The sequence below is a fragment of the Sphingobacterium sp. UBA7038 genome (assembly GCF_002494055.1).
In the GTDB taxonomy this organism is placed as follows: domain Bacteria; phylum Bacteroidota; class Bacteroidia; order Sphingobacteriales; family Sphingobacteriaceae; genus Sphingobacterium; species Sphingobacterium multivorum.
Window position 1 is genome coordinate 260,747 of record NZ_DLAV01000039.1, and the last position, 11,483, is coordinate 272,229.

The 11,483-nt window shown below is 40.1% G+C and carries 13 protein-coding genes; 5 read left to right on the forward strand and 8 right to left on the reverse strand.

From position 1 onward, the window contains the following. Positions 1–219: 219 nt before the first annotated feature. The 4 genes from B3H30_RS22705 to B3H30_RS22720 form a co-directional block, all read right to left on the reverse strand. Positions 220–597, reverse strand: coding sequence for a hypothetical protein (locus B3H30_RS22705; RefSeq protein WP_070569650.1), 378 nt, complete (start codon positions 595–597; stop codon positions 220–222). A 10-nt stretch (positions 598–607) separates the two neighbouring features. After that, positions 608–1,186, reverse strand: a complete 579-nt coding sequence (locus B3H30_RS22710) for a DJ-1/PfpI family protein (RefSeq protein WP_070569652.1) — start codon at positions 1,184–1,186, stop codon at positions 608–610. A gap of 78 nt (positions 1,187–1,264) precedes the next feature. After that, positions 1,265–1,828 (reverse strand): NADPH-dependent FMN reductase, encoded by a 564-nt coding sequence (locus tag B3H30_RS22715; protein ID WP_046675799.1) that lies wholly within the window; start codon positions 1,826–1,828, stop codon positions 1,265–1,267. Positions 1,829–2,016: 188 nt separating this feature from the next. Next, positions 2,017–2,964, reverse strand: a complete 948-nt coding sequence (locus B3H30_RS22720; RefSeq protein WP_053003927.1) for a 1-aminocyclopropane-1-carboxylate deaminase/D-cysteine desulfhydrase — start codon at positions 2,962–2,964, stop codon at positions 2,017–2,019. 18 nt (positions 2,965–2,982) lie between these two features. Here B3H30_RS22720 and B3H30_RS22725 point away from each other — a divergent pair, with 18 nt between their 5' ends. Both B3H30_RS22725 and B3H30_RS22730 read left to right on the forward strand, forming a co-directional pair. Beyond that, on the forward strand, positions 2,983–4,029 hold the full coding sequence (locus B3H30_RS22725; RefSeq protein WP_046675800.1) for an RluA family pseudouridine synthase: 1,047 nt from the start codon (positions 2,983–2,985) through the stop codon (positions 4,027–4,029). A 19-nt stretch (positions 4,030–4,048) separates the two neighbouring features. Then, positions 4,049–4,915, forward strand: a complete 867-nt coding sequence (locus tag B3H30_RS22730; RefSeq protein WP_046675801.1) for an aminotransferase class IV — start codon at positions 4,049–4,051, stop codon at positions 4,913–4,915. Between the two features lie 33 nt (positions 4,916–4,948). Here the strand turns inward: B3H30_RS22730 and B3H30_RS22735 are convergent, their stop codons facing one another. Continuing rightward, entirely contained in the window at positions 4,949–5,524 is a 576-nt protein-coding gene (locus B3H30_RS22735; RefSeq protein ID WP_070569655.1) for an NADPH-dependent FMN reductase, read from the reverse strand. Positions 5,525–5,733: 209 nt separating this feature from the next. Here B3H30_RS22735 and B3H30_RS22740 point away from each other — a divergent pair, with 209 nt between their 5' ends. Further along, positions 5,734–6,297, forward strand: coding sequence for a hypothetical protein (locus B3H30_RS22740; RefSeq protein ID WP_070569657.1), 564 nt, complete (start codon positions 5,734–5,736; stop codon positions 6,295–6,297). A gap of 268 nt (positions 6,298–6,565) precedes the next feature. After that, positions 6,566–7,492 carry a polysaccharide deacetylase family protein gene (locus B3H30_RS22745; RefSeq protein WP_070569659.1) on the forward strand — a complete coding sequence of 309 codons (927 nt, stop codon included), beginning with the start codon at positions 6,566–6,568 and terminating at the stop codon, positions 7,490–7,492. A gap of 85 nt (positions 7,493–7,577) precedes the next feature. On the opposite strand, the gene B3H30_RS22750 is transcribed toward B3H30_RS22745, so the two are convergent. Beyond that, a complete protein-coding gene (locus tag B3H30_RS22750; RefSeq protein ID WP_046675805.1) occupies positions 7,578–8,159 on the reverse strand; it encodes a PhnA domain-containing protein in 582 nt (193 codons plus the stop codon). A 279-nt stretch (positions 8,160–8,438) separates the two neighbouring features. Between B3H30_RS22750 and ypfJ the strand changes: the two genes are divergently transcribed. Continuing rightward, positions 8,439–9,308 (forward strand): KPN_02809 family neutral zinc metallopeptidase, encoded by an 870-nt coding sequence (gene ypfJ, locus B3H30_RS22755; RefSeq protein ID WP_070569662.1) that lies wholly within the window; start codon positions 8,439–8,441, stop codon positions 9,306–9,308. A gap of 149 nt (positions 9,309–9,457) precedes the next feature. On the opposite strand, the gene B3H30_RS22760 is transcribed toward ypfJ, so the two are convergent. Then, positions 9,458–10,438 carry an acyl transferase gene (locus tag B3H30_RS22760; RefSeq protein ID WP_070569664.1) on the reverse strand — a complete coding sequence of 327 codons (981 nt, stop codon included), beginning with the start codon at positions 10,436–10,438 and terminating at the stop codon, positions 9,458–9,460. A gap of 274 nt (positions 10,439–10,712) precedes the next feature. Continuing rightward, positions 10,713–11,456 carry a 3-oxoacyl-[acyl-carrier-protein] reductase gene (gene fabG, locus B3H30_RS22765; RefSeq protein ID WP_046675808.1) on the reverse strand — a complete coding sequence of 248 codons (744 nt, stop codon included), beginning with the start codon at positions 11,454–11,456 and terminating at the stop codon, positions 10,713–10,715. Positions 11,457–11,483 lie beyond the last annotated feature (27 nt).

Sequence of the window (11,483 nt, forward strand, 5' to 3'; positions counted from 1 at the left end):
CAAAACTATAGCTCTGCAGGGGATAATCGAACTTTTTTGTGTTAAAGAATTATTAAGTTATTTTTTGTTGATGTATTTCGAGCGTCGTTTTAAGGTGCATTTTTGCCATCATTCTTCTTCCCTAGAAATAACCGCTACAAGGTAGAGCATAGCGTGGCAAAAAAAAATCCCCCAAAGTCTAGCAGACTTTGAGGGACATGTCATTATGTTTGATTTCGTCTATTTCTTCTTTCCGTACTTTTTGGAAATTTGAATAGCTTTGTATTTCGTCGTGTCAAAATGGGGTGTGTCAATTGATAAGCTTGTTGGATAAGGTGCACTTCGATCGAAGAAATACACCGTTGTTGTGCTTCCGTAATCATTGACAGGCATCAAGTCAAGACAGCCTGTATAATCTGCGTTCAACAGGTCACCTACTGTAACGGCATAGATGCGTATGATACCGCCTTTATTTTGTTCATTTCTGACGAAAGCGACTTCCTTAAAACCTCCCGGTAAACCTTCAATACTTTTCTGATTGAAGCTATCTTTTAAAATAAAACCCAGCAGCACTAAAATCGGTATGACCAAAAGCCATAACCTTTTATTCTTCTTCATTAAAAAACACTTAAATTGTAATAGTAATACCTAATAACTTATAAAACTCTTTTAAAATTGCCTGATGTCCTGGCCAAGCAGGAGAGGTGACCAAATTTCCGTCTACGACCGCTTGATCTGCAGGAATATTTTTCCATGTGCCGCCTGCTAATTCAATGTCTGGACCTACAGCAACATAGGCTGTCAATGTACGACCTGCGAGTACTTTTGCAGCTGTTAACACCTGGATACCATGACATATTGCCGCCACAGGTTTGTTGTGCTCAAAGAAGTGTTTCGTAATCTCCAAAACACGTTTGTTGAGTCGAATATATTCTGCCGATCGTCCGCCAGCAATATATAGACCGTCATAGTCTTCAACATTTACCTGGTCGAAATCTTTATTGATTGCGAAATTATGCCCGCGCAATTCTTTGTAGGTCTGATCACCAGTGAAATCATGTACTGCTGTGGGAACTACATCCCCGCTTTTGCGGTCTGGAGCAATTGCATCTACCGTTATCCCTATAGAACCCATTGCTTGAAATGGAACCATTGCTTCGTAGTCTTCTACAAAGTCTCCTACAAGTAGTAATATTTTTTTTGCCATATCAAAAAACCTCTTTTAATAGGTTTTCAATTTACATATTAAAAGAGGTTTTTACAATGATTATTTGTTAATCTTTTGTTAACCCTGAACGGATAATTTTTCGGCAAGTGCACGTTTTGTTTTACGTACTTTAGCTTCTAATTGACTTCTTAAAGTCGGGTCGATAATACCTTTACCTTCTTCAAAGTTTTTGTGGAATTCGGGAAGAGAAAAGGAATCTAATATATCGGCACCGTCCCAAGTGATTCGATTGACAGCAGTGTTCAAAACTGTGGCACCTCCCATTGGACCAGGGGCAGTAGCCAATAAGAAAACAGGTTTGCCGTTGAATAATTTACGGTTAGGAATCCGTGAAACCCAGTCAACGATATTTTTGTAAGCTGTGGTATAGGATCCATTATGTTCGGCCAAAGAAATCAACAGGAAATCTGCGGCATCCATTTTAGCTGCAAAGTCATGCGCTAATTGTGGAATGCCCAACTCGACTTCTTTGTCGTAAGAATAGATCGGCATTTCAAAATGGTTTAAGTCTAGCAATTCGATGGTATCGTCGGCTTCCTTGTAGTATTTTGAAGTACTTGTGACAAATGTTTTGTTGATTGAGTTTTTGTTGCTTGTGCCTGCAAATGCTAATATTTTCATCTTTATATCATTAATTTATGAGGTGCTGCATAGGGTTAAAAATACCCCATACTGGCCTCGCTGTTACCTTTGGAAAATCATGGTTTTCGCATGTTTTCGATTTGATTTATTTTTAAATCGGGTCAAACTTACAATATAATTGCTGAATAAATGTCAATCAAATGTCTCTGTGGGGTGTTCTGCTTTATTTATTGATGTAGATCAAGAAAATTAAAACGTTCGTACATGCCAAGTAGACCTGTAAGTCCGCCGGTATGTATTACGAGTACCTGATCGGCGGGGGTAAAGTAGTCCTTTTTGATCAGGTCATCCACGGCATAGAGCAATTTGCCGGTATAAGTAGGTTCAATCATTATTCCTGTGGATGCTATAAAATGTTGAACGAAGGCGAGCAAGTCGGCGTTGGATTTGGCATAACCACCAAAATGATAATCAAGGTGTAAAATAGGCGGGGGGATGTTGGGGTAAAGTTGATCGACTTCCGTTTGAATAAAGCCACCATTTTTTAAAACAGGAACGCCATGTACATGGGTAAATAGATCTCGTTTTTCGACAGCATTGCCTATTCCCGCTAATGTTGTTCCTGTACCACAGGCTGTAAAAATATGCTGATATTCATGTTGGAGTTCGTCAACGATTTCGGCGCAACCTTTCGCTCCGAGCATACCGTAACCGCCTTCATGTATATAGAATGTCGTCGGATCCTGACCAAAATAACGCTCGTATAAATTTTCTTTATTTCGGTAAGATTCGCGGTCGACGTAAATAAGCTGCATCCCAAAAAGACGACACATCGTTAAAACAGGGTTGTTAACCCCTTCTTCACCTCTAACAAAAGCAGTTGTTTTAAACTTGAAGGTAGCGCCGGCGCAAGCAGTAGCCAAAAGATGGTTGCTCCATGCCCCGCCAAATGTAACCAGATGGCTTTTCCCTAGCTGCACTGCTTCTTCCAGATTATATTTTAATTTTCGCCACTTATTGCCCGAAATAAACGGATGTATGAGGTCATCCCGCTTAAGCGTTACTTTAATATGCTTCTTCTCCCAGGCCGGAAGGCACAATTCAGTTTCGGGACTATGGATTTTGAACGGCAACATAACATTAAATGAAAACAAATTTAACGAAAATTGTTTCATTTGGTTTATTTTTGTAGCATGACAGAACAAATTGGATCGCAAGATCAGGAAGAACAGGAATTATTTGAGCATCTACGTATTGAGGTGGATAAGGGGCAAGCATTACTCCGCATTGATAAATATCTGATGAACAGGGTGGAAAATGCTACGCGGAGCAAAATTCAGCATGCTATTGAAGCTGGTTCTGTCATGGTTAACGGTAAGGAGATCAAGGCGAGCTATAAGGTTAGACCTGATGATGTGATTACATTGGTGCTACCTGATCCGCCACGGGATAACGAAGTTTATCCTGAAAACATTCCATTAGATATCAAATACGAGGATGACGATGTGTTGATCGTGAATAAGGAGGCGGGAATGGTCGTGCATCCAGGATATAATAATTATACAGGAACCTTGGTCAATGCATTAACGTATCATATACAGCAGCTGCCACAGCTACCTGGAAACTCCGATCGCCCGGGTTTAGTGCATCGAATCGATAAAGACACCTCCGGATTATTGGTCATTGCTAAAAATGAAAAATCAATGGCCTTTTTGGCAAAGCAGTTTTTCGATCACAGCATTACCCGTAAATATATTGCATTAGTTTGGGGAGATTTAAAAGAGGACGGAACAATCACAGGTTATATTGGACGTCATCTAAAAGACAGACGTATCATGGCGATGTATGATAGTGAAGACAAGGGGCGTTGGTCAGTGACACATTACCGAGTTTTGGAGCGACTGGGCTATGTTACCCTAATAGAATGTCAATTAGAAACGGGACGTACACATCAAATTCGTACGCATATGCAATCTATTGGTCATCCGCTATTTAATGATGCCATGTATGGTGGCGATAAGATTTTAAAAGGTACCGTGTTTTCAAAGTACAAGCAGTTTGTGGATAACTGTTTTTCATTGCTGCCGCGACAAGCACTTCATGCTCAAGTATTGGGATTTATTCATCCTTCTACAAAAGAAAATATGTATTTTGAGGTACCATATCCGGAAGATTTTCGTTTAGCTTTAGAAAAGTGGCGCGGATATGCGGCAAATTCAATGGCTATAGAACATGATTAAAATTTAGAACAAAATTAAGATGCCAACAAACTATATCAATTTCAATGGCAATGTAGTGCCGGAAGATCAGGAAATATTTAGCATTGAGAATAGAGGTTTTCGTTATGGGGACGGACTGTTCGAAACGATGTTGTATAAGGATGGTGATATCCGCTTTCTAAATTTTCATGTCGAGCGTTTACAAAAAGGAATGGAGTTGATTCATTTGGATGATGCAAACCTTTTCGATGCATTTTTTATTCGTTCGAGATCCGAAGAATTAATCCGTAAAAACAATATGTTGGGACAGCAGGTTCGTATCCGGTTGATCGTATTTAGATCTGGTGGCGGATTGTATAGTCCGACGAGTAATAAACCTGGTTTTGTTTTGCAGGTGCAGCGCATAGAACCTAATCTTCGCGATAAGAAGGTCGGTTTGATTGTAGGGCTGTACAATGAATTCAAAAAACCTTATAGCGATCTTTCAAAGATTAAATCTTTAAATGCGCAGATTTATGTGTTAGCTGGCATCTATAAAAAGAAAATGGCTTTTGATGATGTGTTAATTCTAAATCAGGAAGGTTACCTATGTGAATCCTTAATTTCAAATATCTTTGTCTATTATGAAAAGGTGCTTTATACACCAGCATTATCCGAAGGATGTATTGAAGGGGTGATGCGTCGGGTAGTCATGGACATGGCACAGGATGAAGGTATAGAAGTGGTGGAAGCACAGATAAGCCCCGAAATCATGAAACGGGCAGATGAGATTTTCTGTACCAATGCTGTACAGGGGGTACAATGGGTAATGGGCTATAAGCAAAAGCGCTATTTCAATAAGATATCGCGGATCTTACAGGAAAAATTACAGCATTGGAACTATGACCTCAGTGATGAACAAGACTAGTTTAATTTGATCATTCATACAAAAGGGCAGAACTTAATTCTGCCTTTTTGTATGAATGATTCGCTCAGCCCATTGCTCAAATGCTGTTTTAAAGCTGCGGAGAAAATCTTTGGTTTTTGCTAATTCCACTGTTCCACTTGGACCGATACAGCTGCCGATATCGCCCAGATAAGCTTCAGGTTGCTGCATCGTTGGGATATTGACGAAGACAAGTGATTGACGCAAATGATGGTTGGCCCCAAAGCCCCCATAAACTCCCGTTGATGAGGAAATTATTGCGCCAGGTTTACCATCCCATTTATTTTTTCCATAGGGTCTCGAACCCACGTCAATCGCATTCTTTAATACCGCCGGAATCGAACGGTTATACTCTGCGGTAACAAAAAGCACAGCATCCAAGGACGCGACCTCTTGACGGAAACGGGTATAGCTAGCCGGTGGGTTACCAGCATCGTCAAAATCCTGATTATATAAGGGGAGATCGCCGATATCAATCATGCGATAGCTAAATTTCGATTCCTCCTGGTCGAGGATAAACTGTGCGATCTTTTTATTGAAAGATTCCTTTCTCAAGCTGCCGACAAATATGCCTACGTTATATATACTCATGGTAATTATTCATTAAAGTCCTATCAATCTGAACAACGGATCCTTCAAAAAGGTTTGGGGTATTTTGTGAATTACACTATTTTCAACCTGTTCAAAATGAGGTTTTTATTGTTGCGTTAACAAAAATTAACATTTGAACATTAATCTTTTGCATACTGTTTGTTGTCGTATTGTAAAGAAGAAATTACAAACTAAGGGAGGAGCTACTTATGAAAAAATTGTTTTATGCGGCGGCGATCATTGCAGGCCTTTTTACGGCGGGAGCCGCACAGGCGCAAGTGAGTATCAGTGTCAATATTGGAAGTCAGCCTAGTTGGGGGCCAGCGGGTTATGATTACGCGCGTTATTATTATATGCCAGAATACAATATGTATTACGATGTACCCGCGAGATGTTACGTTTATTATGATAACGGCGGCTGGATAAGAAGAGCAAGTTTACCGAGACGATATAGACATTACGATTTTTATCGGGTGCATAAAGTAGTAATCAACGATCGCACACCTTGGCATCATCACGATCGCTACAGAAGCCGTTATGGCGGTTATCGGGGAAGGCAGGTCGCCATTCGAGACAGTCATCATGGTGGTGGATATTCATTTGCAAGCGAGCGTCGGGTAAGCCGCGAACATTCATGGGGTGAGCGTCGGGGATACGATAGAGGAAACGACCGCGGTTATGGACGAGGTCGCGAAGGTGGTCACGGGCGTGGCAATGATCAGGGACATGGACACGGGCGAGGTAACGGTCGTGGCGGAAGACATCGGGATTAATTGAGTAGCTGAATAACAGAATAAAAAAGGAATCTATATCAACATAGGTTCCTTTTTTTTGGCCGGAAATAACAGCTGGTCTGCTTTCGTAGCGCTGGAGGCATGCGAAATCATGACGCTTTGAGTGCCATGCACAATAAATTAAATAACATAACAGCTTTATTAATGAAAAATATATTAATTTTGCGCAACACGGGACTGAAATCAGCTTATTTTAGATGATTTTGAGTATTTGTGAAATAATTGTGATGGTAAGTTAATTTTTGTAATGAGAAAAGTAGTTAATTCGGGTGTTGTATGGGTAGGGTTAAGTATATCTATTTTGGGATTTTACTCCTGCAATCAAAGTGGGACAAATAAGGTGCAAAATGTGGGGGCTGTTGACTCTATGCCACCAAAAAAGGATAGTTTACTTGCCGTGCAGGATTCAATAAGTAAAGTAGATTCGCTACGGAAAGACACCATTACAAAAATGGAAGAAGATGTGGACTACAAAGGAGCTAAAGATACAACGGTATTGTTGACTGATACTGTTTCTCCACGATACATTTATCTCACTTTTGACGATGGACCCTTAAATGGAAGTCAGCACCTTGATTCCATTGCGACAGCAAAAGGCATTAAAATCAATGCTTTTCTGATTGGTAATCATGACAAGATGAGTAAGAAGTTACACGGCTTTACAGAACGTTATAAAAATAATCCATTAGTAGATTGTTACAACCACAGTTACTGGCATGCACATAATAAGTACAGTACGTTCTATTCGAATGCGCAGACGGCCTTTGAAGATTTTGAACTTGCTGAGCAATCGCTGGGCTTAACACATAAGATAGTGCGGCTGCCGGGACGAAATATCTGGTATATCGGAGACCGCAAAAAGGTTGATTTGAAAAGTGGGGCTTCGACGGCCGAGCTACTACACCAAAATGGTTATAAAGTAATTGGTTGGGATTGTGAGTGGAAGATTAATGGTGTTACAGGGAAACCGGACCTATCGGTGAATCAATTGTATACCCAAATGAAGAATTTACTCCGCAAAGGTACGTCTTATACAAAGAACAATGTTGTGCTCTTGACACATGACAATATGTACCAAACGAAAAAAGGGCAGCGGCTATTATCGGACTTGATCGATAGTCTCAAACAACATCCAAACTATCGTTTCGAATTTGTGCGGAATTATCCGCAATAGTGGCAACTAGTATCTATTTAAATAATTAAGGCTTAAACAGGAGTTCCCCAGTTTAAGCCTTAATTATTTAGACGAAAAGTCTATTTTAATTTTGTTTACGGAGATATTTGGTCAGAATCACGATGGTTTGACCTTCAATCTTTCCTTCAATTTGTTCGATATTGTCTGCTACAAGTCGAATATTCTTAACCACGGTACCTAAAGTCGCTTTTAAAGAGGAGCCTTTCACATCAAGCGTTTTTGTCAGAACAACAGTGTCGCCCTCCAATAGTCGTTGCCCGATGCTATCTTCATGAAATGAAACATAGCCGTCATTTTCATGGTCTCCAGTTTTCTTAGCTTCAGCTAGTGTCTCATCGTCTAAATAGAGAATATCCAATGCTTCAGACGCCCAACCTTCATTTTTTAGTCGGTTTAACATACGCCAGCATACAATTTGTACCGATGGGTTCTCGGACCACATTGCATTTGGAAGGAATTTCCAATCGTCCGGATTTAATTGCTCCGTTTTGTTGAGCTGATTGACCAATGTTTCTGAAATCAGTAAAGTATTGTCCAAATTTGATGTTATTTCCGGTGGTAATGTATAAGCAATTAAAGTGGCATCTTCGCCTGTCAGCTCACATTTTCCGCCAGCTCTCGCTTGTAATTGTTCTTCTAATTTCATGTCAATTTTTTTGAAAGCCCAAACTTAGCCAAATTTGTTTTGATGTACAATGACGAATATCACGACTTAGAGAAATAACTCCTGTTTTTGTCCCTTTAAAGCATTGTTTTTGCTAATGACTATCTTTTCTTACTGGTAAATTTATGATATGAGCGAGCTATAATGTAAATTGTAGCATGAGTTTTTTCTTCAAATAAATCTACTTCATGTAGAACATTGGTACCGAATTTGTGTTTATCCAACATTAGAAAAGATTATTAACTGTAATATAGAAATACTATGAAATGGCAAGGAGGTAAACAAAGTGGTAATTTTGAAGACCGCAGAGGAATGTCGGGGGGAGGAAAAATTGCTTTAGGAGGAATTGGTGGAATTATTGTTTTGGTCATTGGATTTTTGATGGGTGGAGATCCGAGTCAACTCTTACAGCAGGCTCAAAATATGGGGGCGCAAACCGAACAGTCCGGGCAGCCACGTGAGTTAAATCCTGAAGAAAAAAGGCTAACCGAATTCTCCTTGACTGTACTCCAAAGTACAGAGGATGTTTGGGCAAAGCTGTTTAAAGAGCAGATGCAGAAGAGTTATACGCCTACTACCCTTGTTTTTTATGATGGTGGTACACAAACGGATGGTTGTGGCATGGGACAGGCCTCTTACGGACCTTTTTATTGTCCTGGCGATCAAAAGATTTACCTGGATCTGAGCTTTAGTAAAGAACTGTCGGATAAATTCGGGGCGAAGGGAGAGTTCGCCATGGCGTATGTAATTGCCCATGAGGTTGGACACCATATCCAACAGTTGGTGGGTTTATTACCAAAGACCAATCAGGCCCGTGGGCAAATGAGTGAACGCGAAAATAACCGGATCTCTGTGATGACCGAACTGCAAGCTGATTTTTATGCTGGAGTATGGGCGCATTATCTCAATGAATATACCGATATAAAAATCGATTATAATGATATTATGGACGGTATGAAAGCTGCCGAAGCAGTGGGAGATGATAAATTACAGACAGAGGCACAGGGCTATGCTGTTCCTGAATCATTTACGCATGGTACGTCCGCTCAACGTATGGAATGGTTTAAAAAGGGATATGATTCGGGGGATATGCGATCGGGCAACACCTTTGAAGATCCGAGTCTGAAATAAAGATCATACTTCGAATGAAAAAACACCTGTTCACACATCATGAACAGGTGTTTTAATTTAATTGCCCTATGTGTTTCACCACCTACGCTTTCATTTATTTGGGAATATAAAGGATCATCACAAAACCCGTGCTGAATCATGTTGGATCATTATTGAACCAACAAATTACATCCCCTGATATCACTTTGGTCAAAACGTCCTAATATTTCAAAAGATCCATCTGGATATACTTTACCCAAATCCTGCGTGGCTATAAATGAACACGAGTAACGATTCGCAAGGTCGATAACGTTGATACCACCAGTTTTATTCATGGGAATTAGGCTCAATGGATCATTGGTGTCGCGAATCAAGATTTTCATCCATTTGGGAAGATGGAAAATTCCCTGACCTGAAGAATAACCTTGTGAGAGTAATTCTGTCATGCCATATTCCGAATGGATTCCATGGACGGAAAAGGCTTCTTCCAGGAGTTTATGGATTTCCTGTTTGACCATTTCCTTGCGCTTACCTTTCATTCCGCCAGTTTCCATAATAATCAGTTCAGGAAATTCAAAGGCGTATTGTTCAATGAAGTCGAGTAGGGCGTACGTTACGCCGAAAAGGATTGTTTTTGTGCCTTTATTTTTGAGCGCCACAAGTGTATCGTAAAGCTCTTGGTGGTTATAGAGAAAATAATTGCTTTCAGGCTGCTCACTTTGCTTCATGAGATCATCAATCATGTAGATTAAAGATGAACCGCTTCTTTCAAGGTATGAGGGTAGAAGGGCCAGTATGGCAATATGGCTCAGTGGCCCATAGAAGTCTTCAAAAATACGACGGAAAGTGCGTTCGTAAATACGGAGGTCAGCGACTAAATGTTTTGAGGTGACCATACCCGTTGTACCCGAACTCGAGAATACGATTTCAGCCTCCATTCCTTCAGCAATAACCTGTTGCGTCTTAAAAAATTCAATAGGCATAAAAGGAATATCCGTATAGTGCTGAATAAGGTCTTTTTCTCTGCCGAGGAGGCTGATATAGTCACGATAAACCTTACAATGCTGGCTCTGGAATTGGTAGGTATCTAAACAATGCTGATTAAAATCATCCTCGGTTTTAATTTCAAAAAAATCCTTCCAGTTCGCCATAGCATTTAAATTTGATCGACAAAATTAACGAAAATTTGTAAATATTGAAGGCGATCTATAGATTCCTTCTTATCAGAAGCCTATTGAAGATGTTTGGTATTATTAATAATACAGGTATGTGGAGACAGAAAATTCTGTAAACAGAAGGAGCAGTATAGTGTCTTTGTCCAGTATAACCGGATTAGAGGGGTAGATAGATCGGGATCGTCGTAAAACATAACTAGAGAACAGGCTTAGGTCAAGGTAAGAAAACTTGACCTAAGCCTGTTATTTTTTATAACATACCACCATCAACAGGAAGAACCTGTCCGGTTACGTATGCCGATAAGTCAGATGCTAAATAAAGACATGCATTGGCAACATCTTCTGGTTGGCCAGCACGTTTCAATGGAATTCCAGCTTCCCATCCTGCCACAACTTTAGGATCCAGTACATCTGTCATTTCGGTACGTATAAAGCCTGGAGCAACTACGTTTGCACGGATATTACGAGAACCTAATTCTTTAGCGACCGATTTTGTGAACCCAATGATACCAGCTTTTGATGCAGCATAATTTGCCTGACCAGCATTTCCTTGAACGCCAACAACGGATGACATATTGATAAATGAACCTTTACGGTTTTTCATCATAATTTTTGAAGCAGCTTTTGTAACGTTAAAGACAGATTTTAAGTTGACATTTAATACATCATCCCAATTCTCTTCGGTCATACGCATTAACAGGCCGTCTTTTGTGATACCAGCATTATTTACAACAATATCTAATCCGCCAAAATCAGCGACGATCGCATTGATCAATTGTTCTGCTTCTTCAAATTTTGAAGCGTCAGAGCGATAACCAATCACTTTGGTGCCAAAAGCCTGAAGCTCCTGCTCCAACGCCTGTCCTTTTTCGACAGAAGAAAGATACGTAAAAGCGACGTTAGCACCATGTTGTGCAAAGACTTCTGCAATTTTCCTTCCGATTCCTTTTGATGCTCCTGTTACTAAAGCAATTTTTCCTTCAAGTATTTTCATCTGTATAAGTTATTTGTTCTTCAATTA